This window comes from Anaeromyxobacter sp. PSR-1 (assembly GCF_000964525.1).
Taxonomy (GTDB): domain Bacteria; phylum Myxococcota; class Myxococcia; order Myxococcales; family Anaeromyxobacteraceae; genus Anaeromyxobacter.
Genome location: NZ_BAZG01000087.1, coordinates 1 through 16913 on the forward strand (window position 1 = coordinate 1; position 16913 = coordinate 16913).

General features: G+C 74.5%; 16 protein-coding genes and 1 pseudogene. 11 read left to right on the plus strand and 6 right to left on the minus strand.

Going from position 1 to position 16913, the window contains the following annotated elements:
* From PSR1_RS13675 to PSR1_RS13700, 6 genes and pseudogenes are all read left to right on the plus strand, one after another.
* A pseudogene (locus PSR1_RS13675) lies at nucleotides 1-342 on the plus strand (oxidoreductase); the annotation flags it as partial.
* 8 nt (nucleotides 343-350) lie between these two features.
* Entirely contained in the window at nucleotides 351-1259 is a 909-nt protein-coding gene (locus tag PSR1_RS13680) for a respiratory chain complex I subunit 1 family protein (protein ID WP_059438094.1), read from the plus strand.
* 4 nt (nucleotides 1260-1263) lie between these two features.
* Nucleotides 1264-1911, plus strand: a complete 648-nt coding sequence (locus tag PSR1_RS13685; RefSeq protein WP_059438081.1) for a hydrogenase — start codon at nucleotides 1264-1266, stop codon at nucleotides 1909-1911.
* A gap of 6 nt (nucleotides 1912-1917) precedes the next feature.
* A complete protein-coding gene (locus PSR1_RS13690) occupies nucleotides 1918-3348 on the plus strand; it encodes a proton-conducting transporter membrane subunit (protein WP_059438082.1) in 1431 nt (476 codons plus the stop codon).
* The gene (locus PSR1_RS13695) at nucleotides 3348-4913 is read left to right on the plus strand and encodes an NADH-quinone oxidoreductase subunit C (protein ID WP_059438083.1); all 1566 of its coding nucleotides are present in this window, start codon (nucleotides 3348-3350) and stop codon (nucleotides 4911-4913) included. The genes PSR1_RS13690 and PSR1_RS13695 overlap by 1 nt, the downstream gene beginning before the upstream one ends.
* On the plus strand, nucleotides 4910-5680 hold the full coding sequence (locus PSR1_RS13700) for a 4Fe-4S binding protein (RefSeq protein ID WP_059438084.1): 771 nt from the start codon (nucleotides 4910-4912) through the stop codon (nucleotides 5678-5680). Before PSR1_RS13695 ends, PSR1_RS13700 begins: the two co-directional genes overlap by 4 nt.
* 12 nt (nucleotides 5681-5692) lie before the next feature.
* Here PSR1_RS13700 and PSR1_RS13705 read toward each other — a convergent pair whose 3' ends face one another.
* Nucleotides 5693-6025, minus strand: a complete 333-nt coding sequence (locus tag PSR1_RS13705; RefSeq protein ID WP_059438085.1) for a PspC domain-containing protein — start codon at nucleotides 6023-6025, stop codon at nucleotides 5693-5695.
* 40 nt (nucleotides 6026-6065) lie between these two features.
* Nucleotides 6066-6704: a class I SAM-dependent methyltransferase gene (locus PSR1_RS13710; protein WP_059438086.1), complete on the minus strand. Its 639-nt coding sequence runs from the start codon at nucleotides 6702-6704 to the stop codon at nucleotides 6066-6068.
* 102 nt (nucleotides 6705-6806) lie between these two features.
* Here PSR1_RS13710 and PSR1_RS13715 point away from each other — a divergent pair, with 102 nt between their 5' ends.
* Nucleotides 6807-7307 (plus strand): GNAT family N-acetyltransferase, encoded by a 501-nt coding sequence (locus PSR1_RS13715; RefSeq protein WP_059438087.1) that lies wholly within the window; start codon nucleotides 6807-6809, stop codon nucleotides 7305-7307.
* Here PSR1_RS13715 and PSR1_RS13720 read toward each other — a convergent pair.
* Nucleotides 7304-7786, minus strand: coding sequence for a GNAT family N-acetyltransferase (locus tag PSR1_RS13720; RefSeq protein ID WP_059438088.1), 483 nt, complete (start codon nucleotides 7784-7786; stop codon nucleotides 7304-7306). The genes PSR1_RS13715 and PSR1_RS13720 overlap by 4 nt on opposite strands.
* Before the next feature lie 12 nt (nucleotides 7787-7798).
* Nucleotides 7799-9274 (minus strand): nicotinate phosphoribosyltransferase, encoded by a 1476-nt coding sequence (locus PSR1_RS13725; RefSeq protein WP_059438089.1) that lies wholly within the window; start codon nucleotides 9272-9274, stop codon nucleotides 7799-7801.
* A 100-nt stretch (nucleotides 9275-9374) separates the two neighbouring features.
* Here PSR1_RS13725 and PSR1_RS13730 point away from each other — a divergent pair, with 100 nt between their 5' ends.
* A complete protein-coding gene (locus tag PSR1_RS13730) occupies nucleotides 9375-12215 on the plus strand; it encodes an aconitate hydratase (protein WP_059438090.1) in 2841 nt (946 codons plus the stop codon).
* Nucleotides 12216-12333: 118 nt separating this feature from the next.
* On the plus strand, nucleotides 12334-12639 hold the full coding sequence (locus tag PSR1_RS13735) for a hypothetical protein (protein ID WP_011422714.1): 306 nt from the start codon (nucleotides 12334-12336) through the stop codon (nucleotides 12637-12639).
* Nucleotides 12640-12657: 18 nt separating this feature from the next.
* Here PSR1_RS13735 and PSR1_RS13740 read toward each other — a convergent pair whose 3' ends face one another.
* Together PSR1_RS13740 and PSR1_RS13745 are read right to left on the minus strand one after the other, a co-directional pair.
* Nucleotides 12658-13032, minus strand: coding sequence for a DUF2007 domain-containing protein (locus PSR1_RS13740; protein WP_059438091.1), 375 nt, complete (start codon nucleotides 13030-13032; stop codon nucleotides 12658-12660).
* Between the two features lie 132 nt (nucleotides 13033-13164).
* The gene (locus tag PSR1_RS13745) at nucleotides 13165-14406 is read right to left on the minus strand and encodes a cation:proton antiporter (protein ID WP_059438092.1); all 1242 of its coding nucleotides are present in this window, start codon (nucleotides 14404-14406) and stop codon (nucleotides 13165-13167) included.
* Nucleotides 14407-14719: 313 nt separating this feature from the next.
* On the opposite strand from PSR1_RS13745, the gene PSR1_RS13750 reads away from it, so the two are divergent.
* Together PSR1_RS13750 and PSR1_RS13755 are read left to right on the plus strand one after the other, a co-directional pair.
* A complete protein-coding gene (locus PSR1_RS13750) occupies nucleotides 14720-15154 on the plus strand; it encodes a hypothetical protein (protein ID WP_059438093.1) in 435 nt (144 codons plus the stop codon).
* 364 nt (nucleotides 15155-15518) lie between these two features.
* Nucleotides 15519-16850 (plus strand): citrate (Si)-synthase, encoded by a 1332-nt coding sequence (locus PSR1_RS13755; protein WP_059438095.1) that lies wholly within the window; start codon nucleotides 15519-15521, stop codon nucleotides 16848-16850.
* Nucleotides 16851-16913 lie beyond the last annotated feature (63 nt).

Genomic DNA, 16913 nt, shown 5'->3' on the forward strand with positions numbered 1-16913 from the left:
ACCGCGCCCGCCCAGCCGACCTGGGGCTGCGGCTTCGCCGCGCCGACCGCGCGCATGCAGTACACCGGCTCGTCGCTCGCCGCGCTGCTGCTGGCGCGCTTCACCTGGGCCATCTTCCCGCGGCGCACCGAGCCGCGGCTGGAGGGGCCCTTCCCCGCGGCGGCGCCGTTCGCCACCGCGGTCCCGGACACCGTCCTCGACCTCGCCCTCCTCCCGGCGGCGCGCGCGTACGGCTGGCTCGCCGAGCGCGCGCGCCTCCTCTACCTCCGCCGGATCCACTTCCAGATGCTGCTCGTGCTCCTGACGCTCCTCGCCGTCCTCGCCTGGGGGTTCGCGTGGTGAACGCGCCCATGGTCCTGCGCACCGCCCTGCACGTGGTCGCGCTGCTCGTCCTCCCGCCGCTGCTGCTCGGCGTGATCAACCGCGTGAAGTCGATCTTCGGCGGTCGCCGCGGCCCGCCGCTGCTCCAGCCGTACCTCGACCTCGCCAAGCTGCTGCGCAAGGGCGCGGTCTACAGCCGGACCACCACCTGGGTGTTCCGCGCCGGCCCGGTGATCGGCCTCGCGGCCACCGCCTCCGCCGGCCTGCTCCTCTCCATGGGCGGCGCCCCCGCGCCCATCGCGTTCGCCGGCGACTTCGTCCTGTTCGCCTACCTGCTCGGCCTGGGCCGGTTCTTCACCGCGCTGGCCGCGCTCGACACCGGCTCGTCGTTCGAGGGCATGGGCGCCGCGCGCGAGGTGACGTTCGCGAGCCTGGCCGAGCCGGCGCTGTTCCTCTGCCTGCTGGTGCTGGCGCGCGCCACCGGCTCGCTCTCGCTCTCCGGCATGCTCGGCCCGGACCTCGACGCCGCCTGGTCGTCGGCCGCGCCGGGCCTGCTGCTCGCCGCCATCGGCCTGTTCGTGGTGGCGCTGGCCGAGTGCTCGCGCATCCCGGTGGACGACCCCAACACGCACCTCGAGCTCACCATGATCCACGAGGTGATGGTGCTCGACCACGGCGGGCCCGACCTGGCGCTCATCCTCTACGGCGCGGCCATGAAGCTGTTCCTGTTCGGCGCCCTGCTCTCCCGCCTGGTGCTCGGCCACGGCGCCGGCGCGCTCGCCTCGGAGGCGCTGTTCCTCCTGGGCGTGCTCGCGTTCGCGGTGGCGGTGGGCGTGGTCGAGTCGGTGATGGCCCGGCTCCGCATCGTGCGCGTGCCGCAGCTCCTGGTGGGCGCCTCGGTGCTGTCCGCCTTCGCGCTGGTCCTCCTGCTCCGGTGACCCCGTGACCTCCCTCACCGACCTCGTCTTCATCCTCGTCGTCGTCATCGACTTCTTCCTGCTCGCCTCGAGCCGGCTCGGCGCCGCCATCCGCGCGGTCGCCACGCAGGGCGCGCTGCTCGCCGCCCTGCCGCTGCTGCTGCTGGAGGGCGGCCACCAGGTCGGCCACGTGCTGCTGCTCGCGGCCGGGGCGCTCGCCATCAAGGGCGCGCTCATCCCCTGGCTCATGTTCCGCGCCATCCGCGAGGCCTCCATCCGCCGCGAGATGGAGCCCATCGTCGGCTTCGTCCCGTCGATGGTGCTGGGCGGCATCGGGGTGGCGCTCGCGTTCGCGTTCTCGAGCCGCCTGCCGCTCCCGGGCGGCGAGGCGCACCCGTACCTCGTGCCCACCGCCCTCTCCACGGTGTGGTCCGGGATGCTGCTGGTGGTCTCGCGCCGGAAGGCCGTCAACCAGGTGCTGGGCTTCCTGGTGCTGGAGAACGGCGTCTACGTCTTCGGCCTGCTGCTCACCGGGATCATGCCGGTGATGGTGGAGGCGGGCGTGCTGCTCGACCTCTTCGCGGCCGTGTTCGTCATGGGCATCGTCATGTTCCACATCAACCGCGAGTTCGCCTCGCTCGACACCGAGAAGCTCTCGGCGCTGAAGGACTGACCGCGCATGGTGCTCCTCATCGCCGCCCCGCTCGCGCTCGCGCTGGTCGCGTTCGCGATGCCCTCCGCCCGGCGCCGGCCGCTGGTGCTCCTCGCCGGCGCGCTGGTCCACGCCGCCGGCGTCCTGGCGCTGCTCGCCGCCCCGCCGCCCGCCCGCGAGGGCGCCTGGCTCGCCTTCGACCCGCTCGCGCGCGTCACGCTGCTCACCGCCACCGCGCTGTTCCTCGCCTCGGCGGTGTACGCGCAGGGCTACCTCGCCCGCCGCGCCGACCGCGACAACCGCGTGTTCGTGGGCGGCCTGCTGGTGCTGCTCTCGGCCATGACCACGGTGGCGCTCTCGCACCACCTCGGCCTGACCTGGGTGGCCATGGAGGCGAGCACGCTCTCGACCGCGCCGCTCATCTACTTCAACCAGAACGCCCGCTCGCTCGAGGCCGCCTGGAAGTACCTGCTCATCGGCTCGCTCGGCATCGCGCTGGCCCTGCTCGGCACGTTCTTCCTGGCGCTCGCCGGGGCGGGCCCGGGCGGCCCGAAGTCGCTGCTGGTCGAGGACCTGCTCGCGGCGGGCGGCGCGCTGTCGCGCCCCTGGGTGCGGGCGGCGTTCGTGTTCCTGCTGGTGGGCTACGGCACGAAGATGGGCCTCGCGCCGCTGCACTCCTGGAAGCCCGACGCGTACGGCGAGGCGCCGGGCATCCTCGGGGCGCTGCTCGCCGGCGGGCTCACCAACTTCGCGTTCGTCTCGGTGGTGCGCGTGTTCCAGGTGACCATCGCCGCGGGCGAGGGCGCGTTCGCGCGCGACGCGCTCATGGCGCTCGGGCTGCTCTCCATCGGCCTCGCGGCGGTGTTCGTGGTGGGCCAGCGCGACTTCAAGCGCATGCTCGCGTACTCCAGCGTCGAGCACATGGGCATCCTCGCCATCGGCGTGTCGCTGGGCGGCGCCGCCACCGCCGGCGCGTTCTTCCACACCATGAACAACGGCCTGACCAAGGGCGTGCTGTTCCTGTCGGCCGGCAACATCCACCGCGCCTTCGGCTCGAAGTCCACCGACGAGGTGCACGGCGCCGGGCGGCGGCTGCCGCTCTCCGGGCCGCTGTTCCTGGCCGGCTTCCTCGCCATCACCGGCTCGCCGCCGTTCGGGCCGTTCTTCAGCGAGTTCGCCATCGTGAACGGCGCGTTCGGCGCCGGGCGCTACTGGGTGGGCGGGCTGTTCCTCGCGTTCCTGGCGGTGATCTTCGTGGGCATGGCCGCGACGGTGCTCGACGTGGTGCAGGGCGACCCGTCCGACGCGCCGCGCGTGCCCGGCACCGGCGACAGCTGGCTGACCGCCGGGCCGCCGCTCGCGCTCATGCTGGTGGTGCTGGCGCTGGGCGTGTTCCTGCCGGCGGGGCTGAAGGACCTGTTCGGCGCCGCGGCGGCGCTCGTCGGGGGAGGCTGGTGATGGCCCGGACCACGACCGCGAGCGCGGGACAGGGGCCCGCGCCCCGCGCCAGCGACGTCCTCGAGACCTGGAACGGCGAGCCGGTGGACGCGCGCGCGGTGCCGGTGCACGAGCCGGCCCGCTTCAAGGAGATCGTGCTCGCCGCGCACCGCGGCGGCGGGCGCCTCGCCGCGCTGTTCGGGCGCGAGGACGGCGAGGGCGGCGTGCTCGTCACCGCGGTGCTGGCGGACGACCCGGAGGGCCGCCTGGCGCTGCTCGCCACCCGCGCCGCGGACGCGTTCCCGTCGATCGCGGCCGAGCTGCCGGCGGCGCAGGCGTTCGAGCGCGAGCTGGCGGAGCAGTGGGGGCTGCGCCCCGAGGGCCACCCCTGGCTGAAGCCGCTCCGCTTCGAGCCGCCCCGGCGCGAGGCGCCGGATCCGTTCGGCCGCGCGGACCCGCGCGCCACCCTCCCCGGCGAGTACCCGTTCTTCCGCGTCGAGGGCGAGGAGGTGCACGAGGTCGCGGTGGGGCCGGTGCACGCGGGCATCATCGAGCCGGGCCACTTCCGCTTCCAGTGCCACGGCGAGCGCGTGTTCCACCTCGAGATCGTGCTCGGGTACCAGCACCGCGGGGTGGAGCGGCTCCTGCGCGGCGGGCCGGACCGGCGCTCCATGGCGCTCGCCGAGTCGATCGCCGGCGACACCGCGGTGGGCCACGGGCTCGCCTACGCGAAGGCGATCGAGTCGCTCTCCGGGATGGCGCCGACCGCGCGCGCCATGTCGCTGCGCGGGATCGGGCTCGAGCTGGAGCGGGTCGCGAACCACGTGGGCGACCTGGGCGCGCTGGCCGGCGACGTGGGCTTCCTGCCCACGGCCTCGTACTGCGGCGCGCTCCGCGCCGAGTACCTGAACGCGGTGGCGGAGATCTGCGGCAACCGCTTCGGGCGCAGCCTGGTCTGCCCGGGCGGCGTGAAGCACGACCTCGACGCGGAGGCGGCGCGCGCGCTGGCGGCCCGCGTCCGCGCGGCCTGGGAGAAGACCCGGCGCGCGGCGTCGCTCATGTTCGAGTCGCCCTCGGTGCGCGCCCGGTTCGAGGGCACCGGCACCGTCCCCACCGCGCTGGCGCAGGAGCTCGGGATGGTCGGGCCGGCCGCGCGCGCGAGCGGCGTGGACCGCGACGTCCGCCGCGACCACGCGTTCGGCATCTACCGCTTCTCCCACGTGGCGGTCACCACCGCCGAGAACGGCGACGTGCTGGCCCGCGCGCTCATGCGGCTGCTCGAGTCCGAGCGGAGCGTCGAGTTCGTGCTCGACCAGCTGGAGCGGCTGCCCGGCGGCCCGTCGCGCGCGGCGCCCGGGCCGCTGGCGCCCGGCGCGCTGGTGGTCTCGATGGTGGAGGGCTGGCGCGGGGAGATCGCCCACGTCGCGGTCACCGACGCGCAGGGGCGGCTCGGCGCCTACAAGGTGAAGGACCCGTCCTTCCACAACTGGTTCGGGCTCGCCATGGCGCTCCGCGACGGCCAGATCTCAGACTTCCCGCTCTGCAACAAGAGCTTCAACCTCTCCTACGCGGGGCACGACCTGTGATCGACATCCTGAAGTTCCGGCTCGGCTACGGGAACCAGACCGTCGCCTTCCCCGACGGCCCGCCGCGCTTCCCGGCGCGGTTCCGGGGCCGGCCGGTGGTGGACCCGTCGCGCTGCGAGGCCGGCTGCGCCGCCTGCGTCGAGGCGTGCCCCACCGACGCCATCCTCGATCCCGGCACCGCGGCGATGCGGGTGGACCTGGGCCGCTGCACGTTCTGCGGCGACTGCGCGGCCGCGTGCCCGCCGGGCGCGCTGCGCTTCACCGGCGACCACCGCCTCGCGGCCCGCTCGCGCGAGGCGCTGGTGGTGTCGCGCGACGCGCCGGTGCTCGCCGAGGCGCTCGACCAGGAGCTCCGGCGGGTGCTGGGCCGCTCGCTCAAGCTCCGGCAGGTCTCGGCCGGCGGCTGCAGCGGCTGCGAGGCGGAGCTGAACGCGTCCGGCAACATCCAGTTCGACGTGGGCCGCTTCGGCGTGCAGTTCGTGGCCTCGCCGCGCCACGCGGACGGGATCGTGGTCACCGGGCCGGTGACCGAGAACATGCGGCTCGCGCTGCGGCAGACCTGGGAGGCGGTGCCCGCGCCGCGCATCGTGATCGCGGTCGGGGCCTGCGCCATCTCCGGCGGGCCGTTCGCGGGCAGCCCGGTGACCTGCGGCGGCGCCGCGGCCGCGCTCGACGGGATCCCGGTGGACCTCTACGTCCCCGGCTGCCCGCCCCACCCGATCACGTTCCTGGACGGGATCCTGCGGCTGCTCGGGCGCCTGAAGTAGCCGGCGCCCGCGTCAGGCGCCCCAGCCGCTCGGCGCGGGCCGCGCGTCCTCGCGCGGCGCGTGCGGCGGGAGCAGGAGCGGCTCCTCGGGCATGGCGATCCAGAGCGCCACGTAGACCACGATCCCCCAGCCGCCCAGCACGACGGAGAGCAGGAACGCGAGGCGGATCGCGGCGCACGGCACGCCGAAGCGGTTGGCGAGCCCGCGCGCGACGCCCGCGATCATCCTGCCCTCGCGGGCGCGGGTCCACTCGCGGAACGGCGGGCGGCCCACCATCCAGCTCGTGCAGGCGGCGCAGCGGGTCGCGCCGGGCGCGTTCTCGGTGCGGCAGTACGGGCAGAGCATCGTTCGGCCTCCTCCGCGAGCTTACGCACGCCCCGGCCGGTTATTTCGCGCGGGCCTCGGCGCGCCCGAAGGCGCCGGCCCAGAGGCTCGCGCCGCCGGGCGCCTGGACCACGCGCTGCCGCCGGAGCGGCAGCCCGTAGTGCTCGAACAGGCGCACCAGCTCCTCGGGCACCACCGGCCGGGCGGCGCGCTCGATGAGGCGCAGCGCCTGGGAGGGGGGCTCGGGCGCCTCGCCGCCCGGCAGGCGCAGGACGATCGAGCAGGTGCCGCCGTCGGCGAGCCAGCCGGCGATGCGCCGCACCAGCGGCTCCGGGTGCAGGTACTCCAGCACCAGCGCGGCGTGGACGAGGTCGAACGTGCCGGGCGGCGCGCGCCAGGCCTCCGCGTCGGCGCAGTACAGCTCGAGGCGCGGCCCGAGGTGGAAGAACCGCTGCCGCGCGATGGCGAGGTACTGGAGGTTGACGTCGAGGCCCACCACGCGCGCGGTGACCGACGGGTCCACGTGCTCCAGGCCGTCGCCGGTGGCGCAGCCCACCACCAGCAGCCGGTCCGGCTGGGCCGAGAGGTAGGCCTCCTGGAAGAGGGCGTCGAGCGTCGAGCGGAGGTCCAGGCCCTCCGGGCCCAGGTATCGCGCGTGGTCGGCGGCGGGGACCACGGTCCACGGGTTCGGAGCGCGCATCGGCGCTACCCTACCCCGAAACGGCTGGCCGCGAGCGCGCACGGCGGCGGGCGGGCCGGACCGGGTGTCGCGCAACCGGCGGCCGTCGCCTACCCTGGAGACATGCGCGTGCGGCGGCTCGAGCCCGCGGACCTGGACGCCTGCCTCGACCTGTTCGCGGCGGTGTGCGCCGAGCGCCGCTGGCTCGCGACCGAGCCGCCGGTGGACCGCCGCGAGGTGCGCCGCGGCTGGGAGGCGCTGCTCGGGACCGGCGAGGGGACGCTGCTCCTGGCCGAGGCCGGGGCGGGCGCGCCGCCGGCCGGGTTGGCGATGCTGGTGGGCCGGACGCTGCCGCAGCTCGGCATGCTCGTCGCCTCCGGCAGCCGCCGCCAGGGCGTGGGGGACGCGCTGGTGCGGGCCGCGGTGGGCTGGGCGCGCGCCGCCGGCGCGCGGGAGCTGGTGCTGCACGTCTTCCCGCACAACACCGCCGCCCGCGCGCTGTACGCGAAGCACGGCTTCGCGCAGACGGCCGTGCTCCGCCGGGCCTTCCCCCGCAGCACCGGCGAGCGCTGGGACGCGATCCGGATGACGAAGCCGCTGCGCGCCGGCGGGGACGGCGGCTAGCGGAGCGCGAGCTCCATGTAGACCGCGCCCGCCACCGGGTGCGCGGGGTACGGGGCGATCTCGCGGAACCCGAGCCGGCGGTAGAGGGCGAGCGCGGTCTCCATCTTGTCGGGCAGCGTCTCGAGCCGGATGGCGCGGTACCCCGCGGCCCGGGCGGCCTCGCCGAGCCGCAGCACCAGCGCGCCGCCCGCCCCGCGGCCGCGGGCGGACGGGCGCAGCCAGAGCCGCCGCGCCTCGGCGGTGGTCGCGTCGAGGCGGCGCAGCGCCGCGCAGCCGACCGGCACGTCCCCGTCGAGCGCGAGCAGCACGCACCCGTCCGGCGGCGCGTAGCGCTCCGCGAGCGCGGCGAGCTCCTGCTCGAAGCCCTGGAAGCACACCGCCGCGTCCACCCCCTGCTCGTACTCGCGGAACAGCGCGCGGACGGCCTCGAGGTCGGCGGGGAACGCGGCGGGGCGGATGGTGAGGGCCGGGGGTGCCATGCGCCCTCCCTCCTACGCCGGCGCGCCGCGCGCCGCCAGCACCAGCTCGGTGCGCAGGTCGTGGAGGCCGCGCTCCAGCCCCACCGGGAACTGGTGCGGGTTCACGAACCGCTTCACGCCGGCGTGGAACCGGGCGAGCTGCGCCTGCGTGCGCGCCCGCACCGCGGCGAGCGGCGGCGGCGCGTAGACCTGCCGCCCGCCGCGGAACACCGGGACGAGCAGGTCCTCGGCCGGCGTGCCCTCCGCGAGCTGGCGGCGGCGCGTCGGGTCGAGCGGGTCCACCATCACCGGCGACGCCGGCAGGCCGGTGAGCTCGTCGTAGACCACGTCGGCGAGGAAGCCCTGCGGGCCGGAGAACCGGCGCACCTGCAGGAGGCCGGGGATGGTGGTCTTGGCCGCCTGCTCCGAGACCTTCACCCGGGGCTCCCAGCGCGCGTCCGCCGACGCGCGGACCGCGCCGAGCTTGTACACCCCGCCCAGCGCGCCGTCGTCCTGGCCGGTGACGAGCCGCGTGCCGACGCCCCACACCCCGATGCGCGCGCCCTGGTCCTTCAGGCTCTGGATGATGATCTCGTCGAGCTCGTTGGACGCGTACACCGCCGCGCGCGGGAAGCCCGCCTCGTCGAGCATGCGCCGCGCCTGGATCGACAGCCAGGCGAGGTCGCCGGAGTCGAGGCGCACGCCGAGCAGCTCGTGCCCGCGCTCCCGCAGCCAGCGCCCCACCTCGACCGCGTTCCGGATGCCGTCGAGGCTGCCGTAGGTGTCCACCAGGAACACGCAGTTCGCCGGCATCGCCTTCGCGTACTCCAGGAACGCCTCGCGCTCGCCCGCGTGCAGCATCACCCAGGAGTGCGCGTGGGTCCCCTTCCCCGGGATCCCGTAGAGCCGCGCGGCCAGCGTGTTCGAGGTGGCGGCGCAGCCGCCCACGTACGCGGCGCGGCTCGCGGCCAGCCCGCCGTCGATGCCCTGCGCGCGCCGCAGCCCGAACTCGAGCACCGGGTCCCCGCCGGCCGCGAGGCACACCCGCGCGGCCTTGGTGGCGACGAGCGTCTGGAAGTTCACCACCGCGAGCAGCGGCGTCTCGAGCAGCATGCACGGGATCACCGGCCCGGTGACGCGCACCAGCGGCTCGGTGGGGAACACCACCGTCCCCTCCGGCACCGCGTCCACGTCCACGTCCACCTCGAGCGCGCGGAGGGCGTCGAGGAAGCCGGCCTCGAACAGCGGCGCGCCGTCGGCGCCGGCCTGCGTCGCCAGCCATGCGAGGTCCTCGTCGGAGAAGCGCAGGTGGGCCACCAGGTCCATGGCGTGCTCGAGCCCCGCCGCCACCGTGAACCCACCGTGGAACGGGTTCGACCGGAACGAGAGCGTGAACGAGGCCTGCTTCGCCGCCGCGCCGCTCTTCCAGGCCGCGTAGGCCATGGTCAGCTCGTAGTAGTCGGTGAGGAGCGCGAGCGAGGGGCGGTAGAGCTGGGACGGGACGGGCATGCGGTCTCCTGACGCGCCACCCCGGGTGCAGGCCGGAACCTCTTTGCTTGCTTCGGCGCGGCGCGGCAATAAGTAGCCTGCCACCGGAGGCCTCGCACCCATGAACGATTTCCTCGGCGTCGTCACCCCCTTCGATCTCGGCCCCGGCCGGACCGGCAAGCTCGTCTCGCTGCCCGCGCTGGAGCGCAAGGGGTTCGGCCCCATCTCGCGGCTCCCCGTCTCGCTGCGCGTCGTGCTCGAGTCGCTCGCCCGCAACGCGGACGGGCAGCGCGTCACCGAGGAGGACGTGCGCGCGCTCGCGCAGTGGAAGCCGCGGGCGGAGCGCACCCGCGAGGTCCCGTTCGTCGTCGGCCGGGTGCTGCTGCAGGACTTCACCGGGGTGCCGCTCCTCGTGGACCTCGCCGCCATGCGCGCGGCGGTCGCGAAGCTCGGCAAGGACCCGATGATCGTCGAGCCCATCGTCCCGGTGGACCTGGTGGTGGACCACTCGGTGCAGGTGGACGCGTTCGCGTCGCCCGAGGCGCTCCGCTGGAACATGGACCTCGAGTTCGACCGGAACGTGGCGCGCTACGAGTTCCTGAAGTGGGGCACGCAGGCGTTCGAGCGGCTGCGCATCGTCCCGCCCGGCATGGGCATCTGCCACCAGGTCAACCTCGAGTTCCTGGCGAAGGGCGTGCTGGAGAAGGACGGGGTGTACTACCCGGACACGCTGGTCGGCACCGACTCGCACACGCCGATGGTGAACGGCCTCGGCATCGTGGCCTGGGGCGTGGGCGGCATCGAGGCCGAGGCGGCCATGCTCGGGCAGCCGACGTACTTCCTCACCCCCGACGTCGTGGGCGTGCACCTGACGGGCGCGCTCCGCGAGGGCGTCACCGCCACCGACCTCGTGCTGCGCGTCACCGAGGTGCTCCGCAAGGCCCGGGTGGTCGGCAAGTTCGTCGAGTTCTTCGGCGCCGGCGCCGAGACGCTGCCGGTGCCGGAGCGCGCCACGCTGTCGAACATGGCGCCGGAGTACGGCGCCACCATGGGCTTCTTCCCGCCCGACGAGCAGTCGCTCCGCTACCTCGAGCAGACCGGCCGGCCGAAGGAGGTCGTGGACACGTTCCGCGCCTACTACGCGGCGCAGGGCATGCTGCGCATCCCGCGCCCCGGCGAGGTGGACTACTCGGAGGTGATCGAGCTCGACCTGGGCAGCGTGCGCCCGGCGGTGGCCGGGCCGAAGCGCCCGCAGGACCGCATCGAGCTGCCCGCGCTGAAGCAGACCTTCCGCGAGCTGTTCTCGCGCGCGGACGCCACCGGCTACGGCAAGCCGGCCGCCGAGCTGGGCCAGCGCCACCGCCTGCCGTCGGCGCCGAGCGGCCAGACGCGCCCCGGCGGCGGCCTGCAGGACCCGGACAGCGCGCCGGACGGCCGGCGGAAGAACACCAGCACGCTCAGCGAGACGGAGATGATGAACAACCGCCCCACGCCGGATCCGGTGGGGCTGGTGCCGCGCCTCGCCGACGGCGACGTGGAGGTCGGGCACGGCGACGTGCTCATCGCCGCCATCACCTCCTGCACCAACACCTCCAACCCGAGCGTCATGCTCGCGGCCGGCCTGCTCGCCCGCAAGGCGGTGGCGAAGGGGCTCGCGGTGAAGCCCACCGTGAAGACCTCGTTCGGCCCCGGGTCGCGCGTGGTCTCGCGGTACCTCGAGCGCACCGGGCTGCAGAAGGACCTCGACGCGCTCGGCTTCAACGTCGTCGGCTACGGCTGCACCACCTGCATCGGCAACTCCGGGCCGCTCGACGGGCGCATCGAGAAGCTGCTCACCGAGCGCGACCTGGTGGGCGCGGCGGTGCTGTCGGGCAACCGGAACTTCGAGGCCCGGGTGCACCAGTCCATCAAGGCCAACTTCCTGATGAGCCCGCCGCTGGTGGTGGCGTTCGCCATCGCCGGCACGGTGGACATCGACCTCGAGCAGGAGCCGCTCGGCACCGGCAAGGACGGGAAGCCGGTGTACCTGCGCGACGTGTGGCCCACCCTCGAGGAGGTGGAGGCGCTCCGCGGCGCGGCGGCGGATCCGGAGCAGTACCGGCAGAACTACGCCGGGTTCTCGCAGAACGACCGCTGGAACGCGCTGCCGGTGCGCGGCGGCAAGCTGTACGAGTGGAACCCGGAGTCCACCTACATCCAGCAGCCGCCCTACTTCGAGGGCTTCGGCCTGTCGGCGGGCACCATCCGCGAGATCGCCGGCGCGCGGCCGCTCGCGATCTTCGGCGACTCGGTCACCACCGACCACATCAGCCCGGCCGGCTCGATCAAGCCGTCCTCGCCGGCGGGCAAGTACCTCCAGTCGCTGGGCGTGTCGGTGGCCGACTTCAACAGCTACGGCGCGCGCCGCGGCAACGACCACGTCATGGTGCGCGGCACGTTCGCGAACGTGCGGGTGAAGAACCTGATGGTGCCCGGCGTGGAGGGCGGGGTGACGCGCCACCAGCCCGACGGGGCGCAGCAGCCCATCCACGACGCCGCCGTGCAGTACGCGCGCGAGGGCGTCCCGCTGTGCGTGGTGGCCGGCCAGGAGTACGGCACCGGCAGCTCGCGCGACTGGGCGGCGAAGGGGCCGATGCTCCTCGGCATCCGCTTCGTGGCGGCGCGGAGCTTCGAGCGCATCCACCGCTCCAACCTGGTGGGCATGGGCGTGCTCCCGGTGCAGCTGCCGGAGGGCGTGTCGGCGGCGACGCTGAAGCTCGACGGCAGCGAGACCTTCGACCTGCTCGGCATCTCCGAGGGGCTCGCGCCGCGGCAGGCGGCCCGCCTCGTCATCCACCGCGCCGGCGGTGCGCGCGAGGAGGTCCCGGTCACGGTGCGGATCGACACGCCCATCGAGGTCGAGTACTACCGGCACGGCGGCATCATGCAGTACGTGCTCCGGCAGCTCGTGCAGCGCGCCTGACGGCGTCCGACCGCGCCGCCCGCGCGCCGCCGCACCGGCGGTGCGCGGGTGTGGGCGTGCCGTCCGGGGCCGGCCGCTTCCTTGCCCGCGCCGCGCGGCGGGCGTAAGAACGCCGGCCATGCCGCTCCACACCCTGCTCGCGTTCGTCGCCCTCGCCGGTTCCGCCCTGCTCTTCGCGACCGGCGGCCGCGTGCTCGCCACCATCGCGCTCGTGGCGAGCGGCCTCGAGGTGCTGATGGCCTTGGGCGCGCTGCAGCTCCGCGTCGTGCAGCTGCCGCTCGGGCTGGTGCTCGGGCTCGCGCTCGCGCTCCCCGGGCTCGTCGCCTGGTTCCGCGCCACCGCCAAGCCGGCCATCTCCGCCGCGACCGTGGTCGCGCTGGTGGGCACGGTGCAGGTGGTCGCGTACGCGGCGCTCCACCGCTGAGCGCGGCCGCCCGCCGGCTCAGCGCAGGACGCGCGCGAGCGCGAACACGCCGGCGAGCCCGAACGCCGCGATCCACACCACCAGCCAGGTCACGCCCCAGCCGTCGCGCGCCGGCACCGCCGGCGCGGGCGGCTCGGCGGCGTGCAGCGGCGGTTCCGGCGTCGCCAGCAGCTCGCGCGAGCGGTCGAGGTCCATGGCGGGCACCATGAGGCGCAGCGCGCGGGTGCCCGGCAGCAGCGCCGCGTCGGCGCCGTCGCGGAACGCGGCGGGGATGCCGTCCGCCTCGAGCATGCCGCGGGCGAGCTCCGCCTCGGCGCGCGTCCAGTAGACGGCGACCGTCCGGTACTCCGACGAGTGCTGCGCGCTCCCCTCGCGCTGCGACCCCAGCTCCACGCTGCCCCCCAGGCCCCACGATGCTGCCAAACTCTCGCGCGCCGGTCCAATGCGGGCTCGCCTGTTCGTGCGAGCTGCACGTTCGGTCGCCCGCCAACGGGCGAGGCCGGACGCCGGGGCACGGACCCAACGTCACGCGGCGCGGACCGTGGGTCCGGGCCGCGTGGCCGCCGCGGGCGCCGTCCCCATCCGCCAGCGGAGCAGCGGCGGCGTGACGAGCGTCGTGACGAGCACCATGGCCACGATGGCCGCGAACGCGCCCGGCCCGAGCAGCGGCCGCCCGCCGGCGGCGAGCGACATGCCGATGTTCGCGAAGATGAGCCCCACCTCGCCGCGCGGGATCATCCCCAGCCCCACCGCGAGCCGGTCCACCCCCGGCGTCACCACCGCGAGCGCGCACGCCTGCTTGCCGGCGATCGCCGCCGCCGACAGCGCGCCCGCGAGCGCGAGCGAGCCGGTGCCCAGCGCGCCGAGATCGACCGCCAGCCCCATGCGCACGAAGAACAGCGGCACGAGCACCGCGGCGAGCGGGGTGAGGCGCTCCTCGAGCCGCTCCTCGCCGCCGCTCAGCTCGGCGAACGGCACGCCCTCCAGCACCAGCCCCGCCGCGAACGCGCCCACGATCGGCGCGAGCTCCACCGCCGACGCCGCCCAGGACAGCCCGAAGCACACCACCAGCGCCAGCGTGAACAGCACGCCCTGACCGCGGAGCCGCGCCGCGACCGCGAACAGGCGCGGCGCCGCCCAGCGCCCGGCCACCAGCGCGGCGCCGAGGAAGCCCACCGCCTTCGCGCCGACGCCCGCCAGCGCGGCGAGCGTCCCGGAGCCGCCCCCGCCGCCCGCCAGGCCCACCATCACGGCGAGCACCAGGAGCCCGAGCACGTCGTCGATCACCGCGGCGCCGAGGATGATCTGCCCGGCCGGCGAGCCGATGCGGCCCATGTCGCGCAGCACGCGGGCGGTGATGCCGACGCTGGTGGCGGAGAGCGCCGCCCCGAGGAACAGGTGCGCGAGCGGGCCCGCCTCCGGCAGGAGCCACGCGCCCACGCCGTAGCCGAGCGCCATCGGCACCACCACGCCGATGCACGCCACCAGGAACGCGGAGGCGCCGACCTTCACCAGGCTCGCGAGCCGCGTGGAGAGCCCGACCTCGAACAGCAGCAGGACGACGCCCAGCTCCGCGAGCGCCTCCAGGACCGGGTCGTGCGCCAGCCCCTCCAGGCCGTGGACGCCGGCGGACGGGAGCGCCCCCAGGGCGACGCCCGCGAGGAGCTCGCCGAGGACCGGCGGCTGGCCGAGGCGGGCCGCGAGGACGCCGCCGAGCTTCGCGGCGGTGAGCAGGACGGCGAGGGCGACGAGCAGGTGCGCGATCACGGTGAGAGCCTCCAGGGCGCCGGGTGCCGGCGGTCCGGGCAGCGGCGGCGGCGGGCTGCCCGGATCGGCGGCGGTGGCCGGCCGGAATGGCCCGCCACCGCGGTCCGCCGCGGGCGAGGTGCATCGGGCAGACCATTCCACCCCGCCAGGCGCGGGCGCCCCGCCGGCGGCCGCCGAGGCCCTCGGGGACCGCCCCGGTCCGCCCGTGTCAGAGGGGCCGGCTAGGGTCCGCTCGCCGTCCCTTCCCCGCGCCCGTGGCCGTGATCGGCCTGGCGCGACCGGGGACGGGGTCCGCTAGGTGGAGGTTCCGAGAATGGCCGTGAAGGTCATGGTGGCACCCGCGATCGTGAAGGGCGAGCTCGACAAGCCGCGGGCTCCCGGCCGGCAGAAGGAGCCCGGCGACGCCGCGAAGCCGAGGCGGCGCCGCTCCTCGGTCTACGACGCCGACGGGAACGAGGTGTTCATCACCCTCATGTGCCTGAAGTGCCACAAGATGCGGCCGCTCTCGCAGTTCGGCCTGCGGCGCATGGCGGACGGCGCCATCCGCAACCAGCCGTGGTGCCGGACGTGCCGGTCCGGGACCGCCGAGAAGCCGCGCAAGGGGGCTGCAGAAACCGTGGAGTCCCCCGCGGTGGAGGCCCCCGCGGCCGCGAACGGGGTGGCCGCGCCGGGCGAGCCGGAGCGCAAGCGCGCCTCGGGCGCGGTGGCCGCCGAGGTCGCCGCCGCCCTGGCGGCGGGCCGCGGCTAGGGACGCCGCGGTCGCGGGCGGCGCCGAGCGGCATTTGGTCGCGGCGCTGCGCGCTCCGGCGAGCGCCCGCCCGCCGGCACGCCCTCCGGAGCCGGGGCGGACGGCGCGTTCGCCTGCGAGCGAAAGCCGAGGATTTGCCGGGCGCTGCCCACGCACATCGGCGCCATTGACCAATCGCGCGGGCTGAAGTGGACCGGTCCGGGCGCTCGCCCGGCGCCTTTCAAAACGTAAATAGACCTTTGTGCTCCACGACTTACGGGCCCTTTCCCGTTTGCGCCATCCCCGGGCCCGCGAGTAGGATTCGGGCCCTCGCGTTACGAACTTCCAAGCAACTCAAACCTTCAGACAGTTGGCCGGAGTGACCATGGCTGAGTCCACGCTGAAGCAGGTGCTGAAGCAGAAGATCGAGGCGTTCCGCCCGCGGACCCAGAAGCTGAACAAGGAGTTCGGCGAGGTGGTGATCGACAAGGTCAACATCGGCCAGGCGATCGGCGGCGCCCGCGACGTCCGCTGCCTCGTCACCGACATCTCGTACCTCGACCCGCAGGAGGGCATCCGCTTCCGCGGCAAGACGATCCCGGAGACCTTCGAGGCGCTGAAGGCGCACGTGGTCGCGGGCTGCGAGATGCCGACCGTCGAGAGCTTCTTCTACTTCCTGCTCACGGGCGAGATCCCGACCAAGGAGCAGGCGCAGGAGGTCTTCGCGGAGTTCAAGAAGCGCGAGCCGCTCCCGCAGTACGTCATCGACGTGCTCCGCGCCATGCCGCGCGACTCGCACCCGATGGCGATGTTCTCGGCCGGCATCGTCTCGATGCAGCGCGAGTCGGTGTTCGCGAAGCGCTACGGCGAGGGCAACCTCAAGAAGACGGACATGTGGGACCCGATGTACGAGGACGCGATGACGCTGGTCGCGCGCCTCCCGGTGCTCGCCGCGTACATCTACCGGATGAAGTACAAGGGTGACACGCACATCCCGTCGGATCCGAACCTCGACCTCGGCGGCAACTTCGCCAAGATGATCGGGCAGGTGAAGCCGTACGACGACGTGGCCCGCATGTACTTCATCCTCCACTCGGATCACGAGTCGGGGAACGTCTCGGCCCACACCGCGCACCTGGTCGCGTCGGCGCTGTCCGACGCGTACTACTCCTACTCGGCCGGCATCAACGGCCTCGCCGGCCCGCTGCACGGCCTCGCGAACCAGGAGGTGCTCGGCTGGATCCAGCAGACGATGAAGAAGCTGAACAACCAGGTGCCCTCGAAGGAGCAGCTGAAGCAGTTCCTCTGGGACACGCTGAACTCGGGCCAGGTGATCCCGGGCTACGGCCACGCGGTGCTCCGCAAGACCGACCCGCGCTACACGGCGCAGAACGAGTTCGCGAAGAAGCACCTGCCGAACGACCCGCTCTTCCAGCTCGTGAACATGATCTACGAGGTGGCGCCGGGCGTCCTCACCGAGCACGGCAAGACCAAGAACCCGTGGCCGAACGTGGACGCGCACTCGGGCGTCATCCAGTGGTACTACGGCGTCCGCGAGTGGGACTTCTACACGGTCCTCTTCGGCGTCGGCCGCGCGCTGGGCGTGCTCGCCAACCTCGTGTGGGACCGCGGCCTCGGCTACGCCATCGAGCGGCCGAAGTCGGTCACCACCGAGATGCTGGAGAAGTGGGCGCACGAGGGCGGCCGGAAGATCTAGGCCCGCGCTCCGCAGCAGCCTGAACGCACGAAGGCCGCCCGCGAGGGCGGCCTTCTCGTTTCC

Excerpts from the sequence above, each read along its gene's own strand:
- PSR1_RS13680 (WP_059438094.1), top strand. The coding sequence starts at position 351 with ATGGTCCTGCGCACCGCCCTGCACGTGGTCGCGCTGCTCGTCCTCCCG.
- PSR1_RS13690 (WP_059438082.1), top strand. The coding sequence starts at position 1,918 with ATGGTGCTCCTCATCGCCGCCCCGCTCGCGCTCGCGCTGGTCGCGTTC.
- PSR1_RS13695 (WP_059438083.1), top strand. The coding sequence starts at position 3,348 with ATGGCCCGGACCACGACCGCGAGCGCGGGACAGGGGCCCGCGCCCCGC.
- PSR1_RS13705 (WP_059438085.1), bottom strand. The coding sequence starts at position 6,025 with ATGCTCTGCCCGTACTGCCGCACCGAGAACGCGCCCGGCGCGACCCGC.
- PSR1_RS13710 (WP_059438086.1), bottom strand. The coding sequence starts at position 6,704 with ATGCGCGCTCCGAACCCGTGGACCGTGGTCCCCGCCGCCGACCACGCG.
- PSR1_RS13715 (WP_059438087.1), top strand. The coding sequence starts at position 6,807 with ATGCGCGTGCGGCGGCTCGAGCCCGCGGACCTGGACGCCTGCCTCGAC.
- PSR1_RS13720 (WP_059438088.1), bottom strand. The coding sequence starts at position 7,786 with ATGGCACCCCCGGCCCTCACCATCCGCCCCGCCGCGTTCCCCGCCGAC.
- PSR1_RS13725 (WP_059438089.1), bottom strand. The coding sequence starts at position 9,274 with ATGCCCGTCCCGTCCCAGCTCTACCGCCCCTCGCTCGCGCTCCTCACC.
- PSR1_RS13730 (WP_059438090.1), top strand. The coding sequence starts at position 9,375 with ATGAACGATTTCCTCGGCGTCGTCACCCCCTTCGATCTCGGCCCCGGC.
- PSR1_RS13735 (WP_011422714.1), top strand. The coding sequence starts at position 12,334 with ATGCCGCTCCACACCCTGCTCGCGTTCGTCGCCCTCGCCGGTTCCGCC.
- PSR1_RS13750 (WP_059438093.1), top strand. The coding sequence starts at position 14,720 with ATGGCCGTGAAGGTCATGGTGGCACCCGCGATCGTGAAGGGCGAGCTC.
- PSR1_RS13755 (WP_059438095.1), top strand. The coding sequence starts at position 15,519 with ATGGCTGAGTCCACGCTGAAGCAGGTGCTGAAGCAGAAGATCGAGGCG.